The sequence below is a fragment of the Ralstonia pickettii genome (genome assembly GCF_000607165.1).
Taxonomy (GTDB): domain Bacteria; phylum Pseudomonadota; class Gammaproteobacteria; order Burkholderiales; family Burkholderiaceae; genus Ralstonia; species Ralstonia holmesii.
The window spans coordinates 165,573-185,093 of record NZ_JFZG01000026.1 but is presented as its reverse complement, the minus strand read 5'-3'; the positions used below and the strand labels follow the sequence as shown (position 1 = coordinate 185,093).

General features: G+C 65.0%; 14 protein-coding genes. 6 read left to right on the top strand and 8 right to left on the bottom strand.

The genetic code is table 11. The annotated features are described in order from the left end of the window. The coding region (locus tag BG83_RS0124385) for a M20 aminoacylase family protein (protein ID WP_024979206.1) at positions 1 to 1,176 on the bottom strand (1,176 nt) is incomplete at its 3' end. 266 nt (positions 1,177 to 1,442) lie between these two features. Here BG83_RS0124385 and argE point away from each other — a divergent pair. Beyond that, positions 1,443 to 2,639, top strand: a complete 1,197-nt coding sequence (gene argE / locus BG83_RS0124380; RefSeq protein ID WP_024979205.1) for an acetylornithine deacetylase — start codon at positions 1,443 to 1,445, stop codon at positions 2,637 to 2,639. Positions 2,640 to 2,691: 52 nt separating this feature from the next. Here argE and BG83_RS0124375 read toward each other — a convergent pair whose 3' ends face one another. The 4 genes from BG83_RS0124375 to ptsP all read right to left on the bottom strand — a co-directional run bounded on the left by BG83_RS0124375 (position 2,692) and on the right by ptsP (position 9,257). After that, the gene (locus tag BG83_RS0124375; protein ID WP_024979204.1) at positions 2,692 to 3,849 is read right to left on the bottom strand and encodes an ABC transporter substrate-binding protein; all 1,158 of its coding nucleotides are present in this window, start codon (positions 3,847 to 3,849) and stop codon (positions 2,692 to 2,694) included. Positions 3,850 to 3,997: 148 nt separating this feature from the next. Then, complete coding sequence (locus BG83_RS0124370) at positions 3,998 to 5,713, bottom strand: PTS fructose transporter subunit IIC (protein ID WP_024979203.1); 1,716 nt, start codon at positions 5,711 to 5,713, stop codon at positions 3,998 to 4,000. A 50-nt stretch (positions 5,714 to 5,763) separates the two neighbouring features. Then, positions 5,764 to 6,720: a 1-phosphofructokinase gene (pfkB, locus tag BG83_RS0124365; RefSeq protein WP_024979202.1), complete on the bottom strand. Its 957-nt coding sequence runs from the start codon at positions 6,718 to 6,720 to the stop codon at positions 5,764 to 5,766. After that, entirely contained in the window at positions 6,717 to 9,257 is a 2,541-nt protein-coding gene (ptsP, locus tag BG83_RS0124360; RefSeq protein WP_024979201.1) for a phosphoenolpyruvate--protein phosphotransferase, read from the bottom strand. Before ptsP ends, pfkB begins: the two co-directional genes overlap by 4 nt. A 216-nt stretch (positions 9,258 to 9,473) precedes the next feature. Here ptsP and BG83_RS0124355 point away from each other — a divergent pair, with 216 nt between their 5' ends. The 4 genes from BG83_RS0124355 (at position 9,474) to BG83_RS0124340 (ending at position 15,616) form a co-directional block, all read left to right on the top strand. Next, positions 9,474 to 10,469, top strand: coding sequence for a LacI family DNA-binding transcriptional regulator (locus BG83_RS0124355; RefSeq protein ID WP_024979200.1), 996 nt, complete (start codon positions 9,474 to 9,476; stop codon positions 10,467 to 10,469). 82 nt (positions 10,470 to 10,551) lie between these two features. Beyond that, positions 10,552 to 12,648: a molybdopterin-containing oxidoreductase family protein gene (locus BG83_RS0124350; RefSeq protein WP_024979199.1), complete on the top strand. Its 2,097-nt coding sequence runs from the start codon at positions 10,552 to 10,554 to the stop codon at positions 12,646 to 12,648. A gap of 10 nt (positions 12,649 to 12,658) precedes the next feature. After that, positions 12,659 to 13,756, top strand: coding sequence for an aminopeptidase (locus BG83_RS0124345; RefSeq protein ID WP_024979198.1), 1,098 nt, complete (start codon positions 12,659 to 12,661; stop codon positions 13,754 to 13,756). A gap of 150 nt (positions 13,757 to 13,906) precedes the next feature. Next, positions 13,907 to 15,616, top strand: a complete 1,710-nt coding sequence (locus BG83_RS0124340; RefSeq protein ID WP_024979197.1) for a long-chain fatty acid--CoA ligase — start codon at positions 13,907 to 13,909, stop codon at positions 15,614 to 15,616. A gap of 56 nt (positions 15,617 to 15,672) precedes the next feature. On the opposite strand, the gene trhA is transcribed toward BG83_RS0124340, so the two are convergent. Continuing rightward, positions 15,673 to 16,290 (bottom strand): PAQR family membrane homeostasis protein TrhA, encoded by a 618-nt coding sequence (gene trhA / locus BG83_RS0124335; protein ID WP_024979196.1) that lies wholly within the window; start codon positions 16,288 to 16,290, stop codon positions 15,673 to 15,675. Positions 16,291 to 16,333: 43 nt separating this feature from the next. Between trhA and arfB the strand changes: the two genes are divergently transcribed. Beyond that, on the top strand, positions 16,334 to 16,768 hold the full coding sequence (gene arfB, locus BG83_RS0124330) for an alternative ribosome rescue aminoacyl-tRNA hydrolase ArfB (protein ID WP_024979195.1): 435 nt from the start codon (positions 16,334 to 16,336) through the stop codon (positions 16,766 to 16,768). A gap of 21 nt (positions 16,769 to 16,789) precedes the next feature. Here arfB and BG83_RS0124325 read toward each other — a convergent pair whose 3' ends face one another. Together BG83_RS0124325 and BG83_RS0124320 are read right to left on the bottom strand one after the other, a co-directional pair. Continuing rightward, a complete protein-coding gene (locus BG83_RS0124325; RefSeq protein ID WP_024979194.1) occupies positions 16,790 to 18,106 on the bottom strand; it encodes an MFS transporter in 1,317 nt (438 codons plus the stop codon). Between the two features lie 186 nt (positions 18,107 to 18,292). Continuing rightward, positions 18,293 to 19,474: a porin gene (locus tag BG83_RS0124320; RefSeq protein WP_024979193.1), complete on the bottom strand. Its 1,182-nt coding sequence runs from the start codon at positions 19,472 to 19,474 to the stop codon at positions 18,293 to 18,295. Between the last annotated feature and the right edge of the window lie 47 nt (positions 19,475 to 19,521).

Genomic DNA, 19,521 nt, shown 5'->3' with positions numbered 1-19,521 from the left:
GAATTTCTCGACTAGGCGAACCCAATATGTCGCGCCCAGCGGCAGCAACTCGTCATTGAAGTCGTAGCTTGGATTGTGCAGCATACACGGGCCCAGACCGTGGCCTTGCTCGCGGTGGTCGCCGTCGCCGTTGCCAATGAAGGCGAAGCAGCCAGGCTTCTCGATCAGCATGAACGAGAAATCTTCGGCGCCCATGGTCGGATCGATATTGGCTTCCACGTTATCTGCGCCCACCAGCTCTCGCATCACAGCCGCCGCAAACTGCGTTTCATTTTCCGTGTTCACAGTCGGGGGGTAGTTGCGGTGGAAGACGAAGTCGATCGTGCAATCGTATGCGGCGGCGATGCCCCTAGAGACTTCTTCCATGCGGCGCTCGATCAAGTCGAGGACTTCGGTGGAGAAGGTGCGTACCGTGCCGCCTATCCAAGCTTCGTTCGGAATGATGTTGGTCGCGTCACCGGCATGGAACTGTGTGACGGAGAGGACTGCGGTGTCGATCGGGCGCTTGTTGCGCGTGATGATGCCTTGCAGTGCCGATACCACCTGAGCCCCGACAAACACCGGATCGTTGCCGTTGTGCGGTAGCGCGGCGTGCGCGCCCTTTCCCTTGATCGTGATGCGGAACTCGTTGCTCGATGCCATTAGCGCGCCGGCGCGTGTGCCGAATGCGCCGACCGGCACGCCCGGCCAGTTGTGCAAGCCAAAGACGGCGTCGCACGGGAAGCGATCGAACAGGCCGTCCTTGATCATCTCGCGTGCGCCGCCGCCGCCTTCTTCGGCGGGTTGGAAGATCAGGTTTGCGGTGCCGCTGAAATTGCGGTGCTTGGACAGGTAATGTGCAGCGCCGAGCAGCATTGCCGTGTGGCCGTCGTGGCCGCACGCGTGCATCTTGCCGTCGTGTTTGGAGCGATGCTCGAACTGGTTGGCCTCGGCGAGCGGTAGTGCGTCCATATCGGCGCGCAGGCCGATGCTCTTGCCCTCACCGTTGCGGATAACGCCGACCAGGCCGGTCTTGCCCAGGCCCCGGTGCACTTCGATGCCCCATTCGGCGAGCTTCGCGGCGACCAGATCGGAAGTGCGCTGCTCTTCGAAGCAGAGTTCGGGGTGCGCGTGGATGTCGCGTCGCAGCGCTTGGATCTCGGGCTGCGCGGCTTGGATTTCTGGGATCAGCTTCATGAGATGCTCGTGTTCTGGCTGAAAGTTCGGAATCACATTCGATCATACGCCGAAGGGCGATTTCCGACCGGCCATCAGCCAATTGCTTGATCTGTCCATGCAGTTTCGTATGGATTCTTCACGCGATGGCTTGTGCGCTCTCGCTTACAGTCAAAGCCGAGCGGCTGAAACGCCTACACTGGAGGTCCGCCAATTAACGGCGCGCCGCCGATATCCCCCCGCCCGCCGCAGTTCTCGAGCGCTACGTGAACGACCCGACCCCCATCATGTCTGCCGACGCCATCGCTGCTGCACCGCACCCTTCCGACGAAGTTCTGCAATTGATTCGCACCCTGGTGGCGTTCGATACGGTCAGCCGCAACTCCAATCTTGGCCTGATCGAGTGGGTGCGCGATCGCCTGCAAGCCCAGGGGGCGGACTGCAGACTCACGTATGACGCAACGGGCGGCAAGGCGAACCTGTTTGCAACGCTATCACCAGGCAGCAAGCCAGGGCTGGTGCTGTCTGGGCATACCGATGTGGTGCCCGTCGATGGCCAGTCGTGGGAGACGAACCCATTCGATGCTCAGATCCGCGATGGCCGCCTGTACGGGCGCGGCACGGCCGACATGAAGAGCTTCATTGCCGTGGCGCTCGCGAATGTGCCCGCGTTCATGGCGGTGGAGGGCGATGCCAGCTTTCATCTCTCGCTGTCGTACGACGAGGAGATCGGCTGCGTGGGCGTGCGCAGCCTGCTGCGTGATCTGGAGGCCAGCGGCATTCAGCCTGCGGGGTGCATCGTCGGCGAACCCACGTCGATGCGCGCCATCATTGCGCACAAGGGCAAGCGCGAATATCGATGCTGCGTGCGCGGCAAGGAAGCGCATTCCGCGTTGACGCCGCAGGGCGTGAATGCCATCGAGTTTGCGGCGCTGCTGATTGCGCATATTCGCTCGCTAGCCGCGCGTCTGGCGGCGGAAGAGGCACGCGATGTCGCCTTTGTCGTGCCGCACACCACCTTGAACACGGGCACGATCAAGGGCGGCATTGCCACCAACGTGGTGCCGCGCGATTGCGAATTTACCTTCGATTTCCGCTATCTCCCGGGTACCGATCCTGATTGGCTTTTCGGCGAGGTCGAGCGCTATGCGCAACAGACGTTGCTGCCGCAGATGCGCGAGATTTCTGCCGATGCTGACATCAGCTTCGCCATGAAGGCGAACACGCCGGGCCTGTCGATTGCGCCATCGCACGAGCTGGTGACGCTGGCGCAAGCGTTGGCTGATAGCCGGGGCACGGTCGGCAAGGTCGACTATGGGACAGAAGCCGGACTGTTCTCGCGCGCGGGCATCCCGACTGTGGTGTGCGGTCCAGGCAATATCGAGCAGGCGCACAAGCCTAACGAGTACATCGAACTCGCGCAGATTGCGCAGTGCGAGGCGTTCATGCGGCGGCTCGCGCAGCGGCAGACACAACCGGCTTGAGCGAAAAAAACCGGGCATGTAGCCCGGCTTTTTTCTTTTGGACGATGCGCGTTCAGCGGATCACTTGACCGTTCGAGTTGATGATCGTCATCTCAACAAACTTGGAGCCCACGTGGTTGGAGGGCGAGAAGTTCACGTTGAAGCCGCCCACGTCGTAGTTGCCCATCGACTCCAGCGCACCGATGAACTTCTCGCGAGTCAGGTCGCGGCCAGCACGCTTGAGACCTTCAACAAAGACGCGCGCCGCGACATAGCCCTCGATGCTTCCGTAGTCGAAATCGGTAATGCCGTCGGATTTAAGCAGCTTCTGGTAGTCGCGCACCACGGGCGATGCACCGCTATACGGATACGGCATCACCTGCGAGATGATCACGCCGCCGCCGGCCTTGCCCAGCGTATTGGCCAGCGCCTTGGTGCCGACGAACGATACGTTGTAGAACTGACCAGCGTAGCCCTGTTCCTGCGCCCCTTTTACCAACGCCGCCACCGTTTGGTAAGCGCTGATGACGACGATGGCGTCCGGCTTTTGTGCAAGCACGGTGCCGATTGCACCCTTCACGTCGGTGGTGTTGCGCGTCACGCTGGCCTGTGCCGCCAGCGACACGCCCTGGTTGGCGGGAAGCTTAAGCGCGCGTTGCACACCGTCCAGGCCGGCCTTGCCGTAGGCATCGTCGTTATAGACCACGGCAATGCGCTTCAGCCCAGTGGTGTGGATCTGCTGGACGATGGCGGCGGTTTCATCGTTGTAGCTGGCGCGCACGTGGAACACATTGCGTGCGAAGGGCTCGCGCAGCGCCGAGGCGCCGGAGTAGGGCGCAAAGAACGGCACGCCGGCCGGGTTGGCGATCTTCAGCGCTGCCAGGCTCGTAGGCGTGCCAACATAGCCGAACAGGGCGAAGACCTTGGTGTCTTCGATCAGCGTCTTGGTGTTGCGGGCAGCCGCATCGGGTTCGTAGAAATCGTCGAGCACCTTCAGCTCGATCTTGCGTCCGTTGACGCCGCCTGCCGCGTTGACGGCATTGAAGTAAAGCTGAGCGCCGCGGTTCATCTGTTGACCGAGTTGCGCCGCCGGCCCGCTCATCGGCGCCGATTGGCCGACGATGATCGCGTCGTTGCTCACGCCCGTCTCGGCGCTCGCGCCGCTTGACGCTATGCCGATGATGCCCGCTGCGAACATGGCCATCAGTTCGGTGATTCTGCGAGATTGCATTGCTCTCCCCCGAGAGTTGATTTGCCCGGCATCATAGCTAAACGGGCTGGGGAGGCAAACAGAATCGGGCGGCCAGCGTCGCTTTTGAGCGTTTTTGAGACAAAGAAGCCGCACGATGTGCACGGCTTCCTTCACACGGGGCGCCGTTTCAGGCGGCTTCAGTCACCCGGCGCTTCATCACTGCAAGCAACACGGCGGTAACAACGGTGCCGGCCACCAGCGCCACCACATAGCCCCCCAGGTGCGTCACCGCGTTCGGGATCGGCAGCACGAATGCCCCGCCGTGCGGCACGCGCAGTTCCACCCCGAACAGCATCGATAGGGCGCCCGCGCAGGCGGAGCCCACCACAAGTGCGGGAATGACGCGGAATGGGTCCCGGGCCGCATACGGGATCGCCCCCTCGCTGATGAAGGCGAGGCCGAGCACGGCGGTGGCCCTTGCCGCCTGGCGTTCGTCTCGGGTGAACCGCGAGGGGAACAGCCATGCAGCCAGAGCGATGCCCAGCGGTGGCGTCATACCTGCCGCCATGGTGGCCGCCATCGGCGTGTAGACCTGTGCGCCGATCAGCCCCGTGCTGAAGGCATACGCGGCCTTGTTGATGGGGCCGCCCATGTCAAAGGCCATCATGCCGCCCAGAAGTGCGCCCAGCGGTACGGCGTTGGCGCCTTGCATGCCCCGCAGCCAGCTCGTGAGGGAGGCGAGGAGCGCGGCGACTGGCGCACCGACCACATACAGCATCACCAGGCCCGTCAGCAGGCAGCCGAGCACCGGCAGAATCAGCACCGGTTTCAGCCCTTCCAGATTGCGCGGCAACTTCAGCCAACGGTTGAGTGCCTCGGTGCCATAGCCGGCGACGAACCCGGCCACGATGCCGCCAAGAAACCCGGCCCCGAGGCTGGCGGCCAGCATGCCGCCGACCATCCCGGGGGCAATACCCGGCCGGCTGGCGATCGAATAGGCGATGTATCCGGCAAGCACAGGCACCATCAAGGCAAACGCCGATTTGGCACCGATCTGGAACAGCGCGCCGCCCAGCGTGTGGCTGGCCGAAGGGTCCGTCACGTAGATGCCGCCCAGGGCAAACGCTAGCGCGATCAGAATGCCCCCCGCCACCACGAAGGGCAGCATGAACGACACGCCGGTCATCAGGTGCTTGTAAGGGCCGGTGCGCTGCTGTTCGGCAGCGGCGGCAGCGGTGCCTCCTGATTGCGCTGTTCCGCTGCCTTCCACGGACGCCTCTTCCAAGGCGCGGCGGATCAGCGCTTGCCCATCGTGAATGGCGGCCTTCGTGCCGGCGCGGAAGACGCGCTTGCCGGCAAAGCGTGACAGGTCTACCTGCGTGTCGGCGGCGATCAGCACGAGATCCGCACTCGCGATGGCATCGGCCGACAACGTGTTCTGTGCGCCCACCGAGCCCTGCGTTTCTACGTGGATCGTGTGACCAAGCGCGCCGGCCGCCTGCGTGAGCGCCTCGGCGGCCATGAAGGTATGGGCGATGCCGGTCGGGCACGATGTGATGGCGACGATGCGTTGAGCTTGCACGCCGGCTTTCTGTGCGGGCGGGGCGTTGTGCATCATGCGCGCCAGCACGGCCCGGGCATCGGCCAGCACTTCGTCCAGCGTGACTTCAAGCATGCGCGGATTGGCGTGGCGAGCCGCCTCATTGGGCGAGAGACCAGCCCAGACGACGGCCTCGGCGGTGGTGAGCGCCGCCGTGTTGACGACCGAGGCGGCGTCCGGGCCGCGCACGTCCACGTCGAGCTTGTAGCCCGATTCGCGCGCCGCATGGCGCAGTGCCGCACCGGCGAGCATCGCGCGGGTGGTGCGGCCATCCGCACCGAGAATTGCCAGCAGGTTTGCCATGATCGGCTCCTTGAATGCGTTGAGCGTGTGGCGATGCGATGTACGCGGCGTCAGGCCACGCGCTGCATCTGGACGGCGGCCGCGCGTTCGCGTACCTGCCCCGGGGCCGGGAGGTGCGGGCCCAGGCGTTGCAACTTGCATGCGGCAAAGGCCACCGAAAGGCGCACGGTCTCTTCCATGCCAGCACCGGCATGCCAACTGGCCAGCACGCCGGCGACCATGGCGTCACCCGCGCCGACGGTACTGGCGGCGCGTACCGGCGGCAGGCCTGCTTGCCACGTGCCTTCCTCTGTGACGAACAGCGCGCCGTCCTCGCCCAGTGAAACGATGACCTGCGCCACGCCAAGCGCATGGATGGCGCGCGCCACGTCCACCGTTTCAGCCAGCGTGGGCAGCGCTGTGCCTGCCCACAGTTCCAGTTCGTGCCGGTTGGGCTTGATGGCCGTCGGCAGCGCCTCGCGCGGCGCGGCCAGCACCTGCGCCAGCGGGGCGCCGCTCGTATCGAGCAAGGTGGGGACACCGCGGCGGTTCAGCCGCGCCAGCAATCTCAGGTAGCTATCGGGCTGCAAGCCCCCGGCCAGGCTGCCGCACAGCGCCGCGCCCGCAATGTCGGCGAATGCGTCGATGCGGTCGCACAGCGCGTCGAACTCGGCGGACGTGGCGTCGATGCCTGGCAGATTGATGTCGGTGGTCTGCCCGTCTGCCTGGTCGCTGATCTTGATGTTGGTGCGATTGGTGCCGGGCACGCGGCAGAAGCCATCAAGCACGCCCTTGCGCGCAAACAGCGCTTCGAACAGCTCGGCATTGGCGTCCCCGAGGAGGCCCGTGGCGATCACCGGCACCCGCCAATCGGCCAGACAGGCTGCGACGTTGACACCTTTGCCGCCGGCCTGTTGCGTGACGCTGCGGCCGATGTTGACGCGGCCGCGTTCAAGGCGCTCCAGACCGATGGTCATGTCGATGGCCGGGTTGAGCGTGACGGTGACGATGCGCGGCTGCTTGCTCATGCGGCCATCTCCTTACCACCGGCTTGCATCGGCAACGTGGTCTCCAGGGCACGCACCTCCTGGGCGGACGCACACGCCAACGCCCGTTCGGCGAGCTGCGACAGCGCGCGGATGTGCGCCTCACGCAGCCGCGCCTTGACCGGGGCAATATCGCGCGGGCTCATCGACAGTTCATGCACGCCAAGACCGGTGAGCAGCAGCGCGCCGAACGGGTCTCCCGCCAAGCCGCCACATACGCCCACCCAGCGCCCGTGGTGTGCGGCGCCTTGCACGGTCTGCTGAATCAGGCGCAGCACCGTCGGGTGCAGGCTGTCGGCCTCGGCCGCCAAGTCAGGATGCTGGCGATCGATCGCCAGCGTGTATTGCGTGAGGTCGTTTGTTCCGATGGAGAAGAAGTCGACATGCTCGGCCAGTCGATCGGCCAGCAGCGCGGCGGCTGGTACCTCCACCATGATGCCCAGCGGCACCACCGGCGCGTCGAGTTCAGCGCGGATACGCTCGCATGCGGCCCGCAGTGACGTCACTTCTTCCAATGAGGTGATCATCGGAAACATGATCGACAACGCAGTCGCCTCTCCAGCATCGCGGGCGGCACGGTACAGCGCTCGCAGTTGCGGCTCCATGAGGTCGGGCCGGCGCAACAGCAGGCGCGCACCGCGCACACCGAGGAACGGGTTGTCTTCCGTCGGCAGGTTCAGATGCGGGACCTGCTTGTCGCCGCCGATGTCCAGCGTGCGCACGATCAGCGGGCGACCGCCGAGGGCGTTGAGCATATCGGCGTAGACGGCGTATTGCGTGTCTTCGTCGGGCGCGTGATCGCGTTCGAGGAACAGGAATTCGGTGCGCATCAGGCCAACGCCTTCCGCGCCGAGCGTGATGGCTTCGACCGCCTGCGCGGGCAGGTTGACGTTGGCGGCGATCTCGACCGTGTGGCCGTCACGTGTGCGGCCGGGCAAGCCGCGCTCTGCCTGCTCACGCTGCACACGGGCGGCGTCTTGCTGCAGCCAGGCGCGGGCGCTGGCGATGCTGGCGGCATCGGGATCCAGCACCAGACGGCCGCCGGTGCCGTCGATGATGGCTTGCGTGCCCGTGGCCACATCGAGTACTGCAGGGCCGGCGGCCACGACGGCCGGGATGCCCAGCGTGCGCGTCAGGATGGCCGTGTGCGAGGTCGGACCGCCTTGCGCAGTGACGATGCCGATGATGCGTCGCGTATCGAGTGCCGCCGTATCCGAGGGAGAGAGATCCGCCGCAACCAGGATGCAGGGCGTGTCCGGCAGTGTCTGCGCTGCACTGCGCAGCGACGGATCGATATGGCCGAGCACGCGCCGCCCCACGTCGCGCAAATCCGCCGCGCGCGCTGCCAGGAGCGGGTTGCCGAGCGCGCCCAGCCGCTCGGCCAAGCGTTCGACGGCCTGATGCCAGGACCACGCCACGCCATGCCCCTCGACCATGGCCTGACACGTCAGCGTCATGAGGTCGGTATCGCCCAGCAGTTCGGCCTGGGCCTTGAAGATACCCGCTTCCGCTTCGCCCAGGCGGGCGGCGGTGTCGCGTGCTAGGGCTTCCAGCTCGGCGCGCGTGCTGGCCAGCGCCTGATCGAGCAGATCGCCGCCGGTGGTCAGTGCGACCGGGTGATCAGGCACGGTCGACGCGCCGTGCTGGAGCACGTGGATGGGGCCGATCGCCAGCCCGGGACTCGCCGCAATGCCGCCGATGGCCGGCAACGCCGCGTCGGCTTGCCACCCGTGCGCGGTGTGGCGCGTGCGGGCTGCTTGCGTGTCGCGTGCGACCTGGGCACGTTCCTGTGCCGTCAGGCCCCGGATGGTTTGCTGGAGGGCGTCGAGCGCGGCACCCGCGTCGGGGCCTTCCGCAGAGAGGGTGAGCTTGGCGCCAACTGCAAGCCCCAGTTGCAGCAACGCCACCAGGTTCTTTGCGTCGGCGGTTTCGTCGCCATGCCGCACTTGCACGCGCGCGGCAAAGCGGCGAGCGGTTTCCACCCACTGCGCGGCCGGGCGGGCGTGCAGGCCACTCGGGTATTCCAGCGTCAAGGTGCGCTGCTCGGCGAGGTCCGAGCCGGGCGTGCTGGTGGCGGGCGCGGGTGCGTCGCTAGAGAGCGCGGCAACAAGCTCTTCGGCGTTCTGCGTGGTGAAGAGCTGCCGCAGGCGTGCGTCGTCATTCAGCAGCCGCGTCAGCCGGCGCAGCAGCGTGATGTGCTCGTCCGACTGCGCGGCAATGGCAAACACGAGGTGCGTGGTCTGCCCAGGGTGCCACTCCAGTCCATCGGGAAATTGCAGCACCGCAATGCCCGTCTGATGAATCAGGTGGCGGTCCTCGCCCATGCCGTGAGGAATGGCGACGCCGTGACCGAGGAACGTGTTGGCCACGGTCTCGCGGCGCAGCAGGCTGTCGATATAGGCGGGGTCGATGCAGCCGGCGTCGGCCAGCAATTGGCCGGCGGCGCGGATGGCGCTTTCCTTGTCGGTGGCGCGTTGTTGCAGACGGATGCGTTCGGCGCAGATCAGGGCGGAAGCCATGCGGCGGGGTCTCCTGCGGCTGCCGTGCTCCAAGGCCCGGCATGCGTGTCGTCGATGATCGCGAATTGAAATCGATTACAGTGCGAGTGTCAATGTGCGGCGCCACACAAAGTGACGCTCATCCCAGTATTTACGGGGTTTTCCCTAGGAGAGCGAGAGATTGGAGGTAATGCGGTCATTCGCTATGATGACGCTTTCTTTGGAAACGATTTCAGCATGACGGTTCGAATCAAGGACGTAGCGGCGGCGGCGGGGGTGTCGGTGGCAACGGTGTCACGCGCGCTCGCCGGCGGCCCCGTGAGCGCAGAACTGCGCCGGCGTGTCGATGCGGCGGTGGCAGCGTCCGGGTATCGGCCGAACCTGTCGGCGCGGCGGCTGCGCTCGCAGCAGGCGCAGACCGTCGGGCTGATCGTGTCCGACATCCGCAACCCGTTCTTCACCAGCGTCAGCCGGGCGGTGGAAGACGCGGCCTATGCCGCCGGCCTGCGCGTCATCCTCTGCAATTCCGACGAAGACCCTGAGAAGGAAGCGATGTACCTGCGCCTGATGGAAGAGGAGCGCGTGACCGGCGTCATCCTCTCGCCGACGCGCAGCATTGCCGAAGCGCAGCAACCGGTGCACCTCGGCTACCCGGTCGTGCTGATCGACCGAGCGGGCCCGGCCTGTGGGACCGATGCCGTGGTGCTCGACAACCAGCAGGCCGCGCAAGCGCTGGCCGAGCATCTCGCCGCGCAGGGTTACCGGCGTATCGGCGGCTTGTTCGGGCGGACCAGCAGCACGGGCGCTGAGCGTCAGGCCGGATTTGCGACGGCGCTGGCGCGCCACGGCATGACCGTCGAGGCACGCTTCATCCTGCCCACTGCCGAGGCGGCGGAGGCCGAGACGCTGGCCTGGCTGTCCGGCGCAGAACGTGAGCGGCCCGACGCGCTGGTTGCGAGTAACGCGCAATCGCTGCTCGGCGTGCTGCGTGCGTTGCGGCGGCTTTCGCTGGATGTGCCTCGCGACATCGCCGTGGCGGGCTTTGACAATGAGCCTTGGACGGAACTCGCCGGCCCGGGCATCACCGTGATCGAACAGCCGGTCTACGACATCGGCCGCATGGCAATGGCGATGTTGCAGGACCGCCTCGCGCAGCCGGCCTTGCCGACGCGTCGCGTGTTGCTCACGGGGCGGCTCGTCACGCGCGGCTCCACACCGCTGCGAAGCCCCTAGCGGGCGATTACAATTTCCGGATACCTGCGGCTGGGCGATGACACCGACATGCGCCAGCCGCCACCCAATCCGGAGCCCCTTGATGTCCACCCAAGTCATCCGTGCCGCCTGCCCGCACGACTGCCCCGACACCTGCGCCTTGCTCGTCACCGTCGAGGACGGCCGTGCCACCCGCGTGCAGGGCGATCCGGACCACCCGACGACGGCCGGCGTGCTGTGCACCAAGGTCAATCGGTATGCAGAGCGCACGTACCATCCGAACCGCCTGCTGACGCCGATGAAGCGCGTGGGCGCCAAGGGCGAGGGCAAGTTCGAACCGATCTCGTGGGACGAGGCCATCGACACCATCGCCACGCGCCTGGGCGACATCGCGGCGCGCAATCCGGAGGCCATCCTTCCGTACAGCTATGCCGGCACGATGGGCCTGGTGCAGGGCGAGAGCATGGCCGCGCGCTTCTTCCATAAGCTCGGGGCGTCGCTGCTCGATCGCACGATCTGTGCATCGGCCGGCGCGACGGCGCTGCGTTACACGTATGGCGCAAGCCTTGGCATGGACATCGAGCACGTGCAGGATGCCAAGCTCATCCTGATCTGGGGCGCCAATCCGATCGCGTCGAACCTGCATTTCTGGACACGCGCGCAGGAAGCGAAACGGCGCGGCGCCACGCTCGTCGCCATCGATCCGTATCGCTCGCTGACGGCGGAGAAGTGCCATCACCATCTGGCGGTGCGCCCCGGTACAGATGCGGCGCTGGCGCTGGCGATGATCCACGTGTTGATCCGTGATGACCTGCTCGACCACGAGTACATCGCCAACCATACGCTGGGCTTCGATGCGCTGCGTGAGCGCGCGCAGCAATACACGCCGGAATATGCGGCCACGCTGTGCGGCGTGGACGCGGCGGATATCGAGTGGCTCGCCAAGCTGTACGGCACGACCGTCGTGCGCGACAAGCAACCGGTGGCGATTCGCCTGAACTACGGCATGCAGCGCGCGCATGGCGGCGGGCAGGGCGTGCGCGCGGTCGCATGCCTGCCGTCGCTGGTGGGCGCGTGGCGCGATGCGGCGGGCGGCCTGCAACTGTCGACGTCCGGCTTCTTCCCTATCGACAATGCGAAGCTGCAGCGCCCTGACTTGCTGCCGACGTGGCCAAGCATGCCGCGCACGATCAACATGAGCACCATCGGCGATGCGCTGCTGCATGCAGGCGATGCGTCGTTCGGGCCGAAGGTCGAGGCGGTGGTGGTCTACAACAGCAACCCGGTGGCGGTGGCGCCGGACTCGCGCAAGGTCGCCGCGGGCTTTGCACGCGAAGACCTTTTCACCGTGGTGCTCGAGCATTTCCAGACCGACACGGCCGACTACGCCGACATCGTGCTGCCCGCGACCACGCAGCTCGAACACGTCGATGTGCACAAGGCTTATGGCCACACCTACGTGCTGGCCAACAACGCTGCCATTGCGCCAATGGGCCAGTCGCTGCCGAACACCGAGATTTTTCGCCGTCTCGCGCAACGCATGGGTTTTAACGACACCTGCTTTGCCGATTCCGACGACGACATCGCCGCCCAGGCCGTTCGCCGTGACGACCCAGCCGCCGCGCACATCGACTGGGCCACGCTTAAGCGCGAGGGTTGGCAGAAGCTGGCGCACCCGGCCGCGCCGCTGGCACGTGGCGGCTATCGCACGCCGTCCGGCCGCTGCGAGTTCTATTCCGAACAGATGGCCAAAGACGGACTCGACCCGCTGCCCGGCTATGTGCCGCCGCATGAGTCGGCGATCAGCACGCCAGAGCTGGCCAAGCGTTATCCGCTGTCGATGATCTCGCCGCCGGCGCGCAACTTCCTGAACTCCACCTTCGTCAACGTCGACAGCCTGCGCAACACCGAAGGCGAGCCGCATCTCGACATCCACCCAGACGACGCGAATGCACGCGGTGTCGTCGATGGCGAACTGGTCCGCATCTTCAACGATCGCGGCACCATGCAGGCGCGCGCCCGCGTGACCGACCGTGCGCGGCGCGGCGTGGTCGTCGGCCTGTCGATCTGGTGGAAAAAGCTCGCACCCGATGGCACCAACGCGAACGAGCTGACCAGCCAGCGGCTGACCGACATGGGGCGTGCGCCTACGTTCTACGATTGCCTGGTCGAGGTCGCGCCGTTGGCACAGGCCGCCTGACGAGGCCATCATGCGTGCCGCACGCGCGCTGTGCCTTGCGCTGTCGCTTGCCGGTTCGGCGTTGCTGGCCGGCTGCGACACCGTTGGCTATTACTACCAGTCGGTCAGCGGACATCTCTCGCTGATGGCGCAGCGCGAGTCGATCGACCAAGCCATCGACAACGCGCGGCAGGCCCACAACGACAAGCTCGCCAAGCGCTTGGAAGATGCGCGCAGCATTCGCATCTATGCCTCGCGCGAGCTGGGCTTGCCCGACAACGGCAGCTATCGCGTCTACGCCAATCTCAAGCGCCCCTTTGCGGTGTGGAACGTATTTGCCGCACCCGAACTGTCGGTCAAGCTCAAGGAATGGTGCTTTCTTGTCGTCGGCTGCGTGACCTATCGCGGGTATTACGACCGCAACGCCGCCATGGCCTACGCCGATACCTTGCGCGCCCAAGGCCTTGACGTGGATGTGGCCGGCATTCCTGCGTATTCCACACTGGGTTATTTCGACGATCCATTGCTCAACACCTTCGTCGGCCTGCCCGAAGGCGAGCTGGCGCGGCTGATTTTTCATGAGCTGGCGCATCAGATCGTCTACGCCAAGGGCGATACGGCGTTCAACGAATCGTTTGCTACCACCGTCGAGACCATTGGCGTCGAACGCTGGCTGGCCGATGCCGCCACCCCGGAAATTCGCGCGGAATACGCTACGTACGACGCCCGGCGCGTACAATTCCGCGCCCTGCTGCTGGAGTACCGCAACCGGCTCGAGGCGCTGTATGCGAGCCCCGTCTCAGACAATGAGAAACGCGCCGGAAAACGCGCCATCTTCGCGAGCCTGCAGGCGGATTACGCCAAGCTCAAAGCAAGCTGGGGCGGTTATACCGGTTACGACCGCTGGTTTGCGCAGCCGCTGTCGAACGCGCACCTGGGCGCGGTCGCGAGCTACCTGGAATGGGTGCCGGCGTTCACGGCGCTGTACCACCGCGACGGCGGCGACTGGGCGCGCTTCTATGCCGACGTCAAAGCCATGGCGCGCGAATCCAAACAGCAGCGCGAGGCAGCACTGCGGGTGCTCGCGCCTGCGGCGATGGCCAAGTCGGAGGGCATCACGCAAAAGTGATGCCAAGATCGTTTTCTGCACCAGTTTCAAGCAGCCTGGACCGGCTGAGGGAACTGTCTAAGTTATTGTTTTGACACAGACATCCGCGTAGGATGCCGAAAAAAACGAACGACCATTCGAAAAAATCGACAATCGCCAGGAGACACACCCATGGATAAGCCGTGGCTGAAGCAGTACCCCGCTGGGGTGCCGGCCGAGATCGATGCATCGCAGTATCGATCACTGGCCCATCTGCTTGAGGATTCTTTCCAGAAGAACCGCAACCGCCGTGCGTTTGAATGCATGGGCAAGGTGCTGACCTACGGCGAGCTGGATACGCTCTCGCGCCAACTTGCGGCGTGGCTGCAATCGCGTGGCCTGGCGCCTGGCGCACGTGTTGCGCTGATGATGCCGAACGTACTGCAGTACCCGGTGGCTCTAGCCGCCGTGCTGCGCGCCGGCTATGTGGTCGTCAACGTCAATCCGCTTTACACCCCGCGCGAACTGGAACACCAGCTCAAGGACAGTGGCGCCGAGGCCATCATCATCCTGGAGAACTTCGCGACGACGCTACAGCAGGTGCTGCCCAATACACCGATCAAGCACATCGTGGTGGCCAGCATGGGCGACATGCTTGGCGGGCTCAAGGGCATGCTGGTCAATTTCGTCGTGCGCAGCGTCAAGAAGATGGTGCCGGCGTGGGAACTGCCCAGCTGCATCCGCTTCAACACCGCGCTGCAAGAGGGCACCAAGCAGACGCTCAAGCCGACCTCCGTCGGGCCCGACGACGTGGCCTTCCTGCAATACACAGGCGGCACGACCGGCGTGTCGAAGGGCGCGACGCTGCTGCATCGGAACATCGTTGCCAACGTGCTGCAATCGGAAGCGTGGATGAACCCGGCGCTCACCAAGCCCGGCCGCGACGGCCGCATGCTGGCTGCCGACGAAGAAATCATCACCATCACGGCGCTGCCGCTGTATCACATCTTTGCGCTGACGGTGTGCTGCCTGCTGTCGATGCGCAAGGGCGGGCTGGCGGTGTTGATCCCGAACCCGCGCGACATCCCCGGCTTCATCAAGGTGCTCAAGCAGTACCGCTTCCACATGTTCCCAGCCGTGAACACGCTGTACAACGCGCTGCTGAACAACCCCGAGTTCAAGGACGTCGATTGCTCCAACCTGCGCGTGGCCAACGGCGGCGGCATGGCGGTGCAGGAAGCCGTTGCCAAAAAGTGGCTCGAGGTGACGGGCTGCCCGATCATCGAAGGCTATGGTCTGTCGGAAACCTCGCCGTCGGCCATCTGCAACCCGACCGATACCGACAAGTTTTCGGGCACCGTGGGGTTGCCGATTCCGGGCACTGAAATCGCCATTCGCGACGACGAAGGCCGCGATCAGCCGATCGGCCAGCCGGGCGAAATCTGCATCCGTGGCCCGCAGGTCATGGCCGGTTACTGGAAGCGCCCGGACGAGACCGCCAAGGTCATGTACGCCGACGGCTTCTTCAAGACCGGCGACGTGGGCGTGATGGACGAGCGCGGCTACACCAAGATCGTCGATCGCAAGAAGGACATGATCCTGGTATCGGGCTTCAACGTGTACCCGAACGAGATCGAAGGCGTGGTGGCGATGTGCCCGGGCGTGCTGGAAGTGGCCGCCGTGGGCGTGCCCGACGTGCATTCCGGCGAAGTGGTGAAGCTGTTCGTGGTGCGTCGCGATCCGACGCTCACGGAGCAGAAGCTGCAGGAGTTCTGTAAGGAACAGCTCACCGGCTACAAGCGTCCGAAGTTCATCGAGTTCCGCAATGAACTGCCGAAGACCAACGTCGGCAAGATCCTGCGCCGCGAACTGCGCGACGAAGCGATGAAAAAGCGTGCCTGAGTCTGCGTAGCTGTAAAGAAAAAGCCGCGATTCGTCGCGGCTTTTTTCATAGCGTATCAACCGACGTACAGCAGGATGCTGACGAACTGGCACGCACTGCCGGCCAGCACGAACAGGTGCCAGATGCCGTGGAAGTGCCGCACCTTCTCGTCAAAGAGAAAGAAGCCGATGCCCGTCGTATAAAGCGCGCCACCCGCTACCAGCCACCACAGGCCCGGCGCAGGCAGCGCGGCTGCCAGCGGCCCCATGGCAATCAGCACCAGCCAGCCCATCACTACGTAGATCAGCAGTGAGAACAGGCGCGTGCGGTGGCCGATCCAGAGTTCCTGTGCAATGCCGATGGCTGCCAGCACCCAGTTGATGCCGAACAGCGCCCAGCCCCAGGGGCCGCGCAGCGTCACTAGCGCAAACGGTGTGTAGCTACCGGCGATCAACAGGTAGATGGCGCAATAGTCCAGCCGCTGGAAGATGCTTTTGGCGGGGCCGCGCAGGCTGTGATACAGCGTGGAGATTGTGTAGAGCAGGACGAGCGTGGTGCCGTACACCACGGAGCTGACGACCTTCCACGCGTCGTGGTGCAGGGCGGATGACGTTACCAGAACGGCCATGCCCCCGGCGGCAAGGATGGCCCCGGCGAGGTGGCTGAAGCCGTTGAAACGTTCTCCGCGATACATACGCTGATCTCCAGAAAAACCCGGTTCTTCCTACAATGCCCCAATGCCCGGCACCGATCTCGAAATCACTCCCCAATTGTCCATTCCTGAGTCCGAGCTGGTCGAGCGCTTTGTGCGCGCAAGCGGGGCGGGGGGGCAAAACATCAACAAGGTATCGACGGCGGTGGAGTTGCGCTTTGACATCGCCCAATCGCCGTCGTTGCCGGAGGCATTGCGGGCTCGCCTGTTGGGAAAGCGCGACCGGCGCTTGACCGATGAAGGCATGATTGTGATCGATGCGCAACGGTTTCGCACGCAGGACCGCAATCGCCAGGACGCCCGTGAACGTCTGGCCGCATTCATTGCGACGGGGCTTTCGGTGCCGAAGTCGCGCATCGCCACCAAGCCTACGCGAGCTTCCAAGACGCGCCGTCTGGAAGGCAAGCGCGCGCGTGGCGACGTCAAGCGTGGTCGCTCGGGCCGCCACTCGTGGGATTAAGCGCGTTGCTATGGGGGGGCCTTACATCAGCCGGGTATCGCGCGTCTCGCGCATGCAGAGCACACCGATCAGGCTGACCACCGCGGCGGCCGACACATACATGCCCACCCAGCTCAGGCCACCTTGCTCGGCAAGCTTCTGCGCGATATACGGCGCAATCGACGCGCCGAGAATGCCGCCGAGGTTGTACGACACGCCGGCGCCTGTGTAGCGCACGTTGGTCGGAAACAGTTCTGGCAGCAGCGCACCCATCGGCGCGAAGGTCACGCCCATCAGGAACAGCTCGACGATGAGGAATAGCGCTACCAGCGGCGTTTGGCCACTGCCCAGCAGCGGCGCCATCGTAAAGCCCGACAGAATGGCCGCGATGATGCCGACGATCAGCACCGGCTTGCGCCCGAAGCGGTCCGACGCCCACGCCGACAGTGGCGTCGCCAGCCCCATGAACACCACCGCCAGGCACAGCAGTCCCAGGAAGCTCGGGCGCGAGAAGTGCAACGTGCCCACGCCGTACGACAGCGAGAACACCGTCGAGATATAGAACAGCGTGTAGCAGACCACCATGGCCAGCGCGCCCAGCAGCGTCGGCCACCAATGGTGCGCCAGCAGTTCGGCCACGGGCACCTTCACGCGCTCCTGCCGATCGATGGCGGCCTGGAAGGCCGGGGTCTCGGCGATCTTCAATCGCACATACAAGCCCAGCGCCACGAGCACTGCGCTGACCAGGAACGGCACGCGCCAGCCCCAGCTGCGGAACTGCTCGTCCGACAGTGCGATCGCCAGCCCGAAGAAGAGGCCGTTCGATGCCAGGAAACCGACCGAGGGGCCGAGCTGAGGAAACATGCCGAACCACGCGCGCTTGCCGGCCGGCGCATTTTCCGTGGCCAGCAGCGCTGCGCCGCCCCATTCACCGCCCAGGCCGATGCCCTGCCCGAAGCGCAGCACGCATAGCAGGATCGGTGCGAGCGTGCCGATGCTGTCGTATCCCGGCACCAGCCCGATCAGCGTTGTCGAAATGCCCATCACCAGCAGCGACGCCACCAGCGTCGACTTGCGCCCGATGCGATCGCCAAAGTGGCCGAACAGGAACGAGCCGATCGGCCGCGCAATAAACGCGATGCCAAACGTGACGAACGCCGACAGCGCTTGGGCTGTGGCAGACCCATGCGGAAAGAACACCGGGCCGATCACCAGCGCCGCGGCTGTCGCATAGACATAGAAATCGTAGAACTCGATGGCCGTACCGATGAAGCTCGCAAAGACGATGCGTGAGCGGCTGGCGTCGGCGGCCGCGCCGGGGGCGGCGGGCGCCATGGTTGGAGATGTCGAAGAGGACATGCGGGTCTCCGGTAAGGTTCGCGTTGTTGTCGTTATGAAGCGCCGCTCGCTGTTGTGTTGCCGTCTTGCTGTCCGGCGGCGGGCTCGAACGCAGGAGCATAGCGCGCGGCCATGCAAAAAGGCACCCGAAGGTGCCTTCCTGCGCCCGCCAAGGAGAGGGGCGGCGGGCAAAAACCAAAGCGTGCGTCAGAACTTGTGGCGCACACCCACGGCCACACCGACCTGGTTATCCGAGTTCGGCGTGATGAAGTACGTCTGCGATGCAGCCGGCAGATAGCCTACCGACGTTTGTGCGCCCGTTGCCGGGTTGGTCACGTAGCCGATCGAATCCCAGTTCAGCGAGCCATTGCGCGAATACGCGGCCGTCAGGTACACGTCGGTGCGCTTCGAGAAGTTGTAATCAGCAATGAAGTTCCACTGCTGCGGATTGCGCGGGTTGATCGTGGCGCCGCCGATGGTCGCTTCCTTGATGTTGTCGTAGTAGTACGACAGCGTCAGGCCGAGTGCCGGGGTGGCCTGGTAGTTCACGCCCAGCCAGTAGAGGTCGTCGCGGTGCGGCGTCAGTGCTGCCGTGGCGCCGCTGGAGGGCGCTTCGGTGTTGCCATAACGGAAGCCTGCCATCACCTTGATCGGGCCCGTGGTGTAGCTGGCTGCAATGGCAGCGCGCTTGTCGCGGGCATATTCGTTGCCGCCCGACAGACCCAGGGCTTCTGCGGCCGTCAGCACCTTCACTTCGTCATACGCGACGCCCAAGCCAAACGGGCCAGCGAAGTAGTTCGCGCCGGCGCCGTAGGCCGAGTTGGCCGTGTTGCTGCCCGTGCGCTCGCCGAACGCCCAGTGGGCTTCGACCGTCAGCGGACCGAATGCAGCGCCGTACTTGATCATGTTGTCTTCGCGGAAGTTCGCACCCAGCAGGCCGACCACCGGCTCCCACTGCGTGGCATAACCGCTCGGCGAGAAGTTCGCCATCATGTCGAAGATCGTCGTGTACTGACGACCCAGAGTGATCTTGCCCCAGTTGCCCTGCAAGCCCACAAACGCCTGCCGGCCGAACAGACGGCCACCTTGCTGCAGCGTGCCAGTGTCCATACCGAAGCCCGATTCCAGCACGAACAGGCCCTTGAGCCCGCCGCCGATGTCTTCAACGCCGCGCAAGCCCCAGCGGTTTGAAGACAGGCCGCCCGCCTGCATCGCAAGGCGCGATCCGCTGCTGCCCGGAATGGCAACCCCCGCCGCAGTCACGGCCTGCTCATGGTTGACGTATTCGACGTTCGCGTCGACCACGCCATACAGCGTCACACTCGACTGAGCCTGCGCAACACCCGCAAACGTGCCCAGCACTGCCAATGCCAGCAGCGATTTCTTCATCGGTCGGTCTCCAGATCTTTAATTATTGAGTTCAGTGGCAGGCAGAC

Coding starts and splice junctions, on each gene's coding strand:
- argE (WP_024979205.1), top strand. CDS start 1,443: ATGTCTGCCGACGCCATCGCTGCTGCACCGCACCCTTCCGACGAAGTT.
- BG83_RS0124375 (WP_024979204.1), bottom strand. CDS start 3,849: ATGCAATCTCGCAGAATCACCGAACTGATGGCCATGTTCGCAGCGGGC.
- BG83_RS0124370 (WP_024979203.1), bottom strand. CDS start 5,713: ATGGCAAACCTGCTGGCAATTCTCGGTGCGGATGGCCGCACCACCCGC.
- pfkB (WP_024979202.1), bottom strand. CDS start 6,720: ATGAGCAAGCAGCCGCGCATCGTCACCGTCACGCTCAACCCGGCCATC.
- ptsP (WP_024979201.1), bottom strand. CDS start 9,257: ATGGCTTCCGCCCTGATCTGCGCCGAACGCATCCGTCTGCAACAACGC.
- BG83_RS0124355 (WP_024979200.1), top strand. CDS start 9,474: ATGACGGTTCGAATCAAGGACGTAGCGGCGGCGGCGGGGGTGTCGGTG.
- BG83_RS0124350 (WP_024979199.1), top strand. CDS start 10,552: ATGTCCACCCAAGTCATCCGTGCCGCCTGCCCGCACGACTGCCCCGAC.
- BG83_RS0124345 (WP_024979198.1), top strand. CDS start 12,659: ATGCGTGCCGCACGCGCGCTGTGCCTTGCGCTGTCGCTTGCCGGTTCG.
- BG83_RS0124340 (WP_024979197.1), top strand. CDS start 13,907: ATGGATAAGCCGTGGCTGAAGCAGTACCCCGCTGGGGTGCCGGCCGAG.
- trhA (WP_024979196.1), bottom strand. CDS start 16,290: ATGTATCGCGGAGAACGTTTCAACGGCTTCAGCCACCTCGCCGGGGCC.
- arfB (WP_024979195.1), top strand. CDS start 16,334: ATGCCCGGCACCGATCTCGAAATCACTCCCCAATTGTCCATTCCTGAG.
- BG83_RS0124325 (WP_024979194.1), bottom strand. CDS start 18,106: ATGTCCTCTTCGACATCTCCAACCATGGCGCCCGCCGCCCCCGGCGCG.
- BG83_RS0124320 (WP_024979193.1), bottom strand. CDS start 19,474: ATGAAGAAATCGCTGCTGGCATTGGCAGTGCTGGGCACGTTTGCGGGT.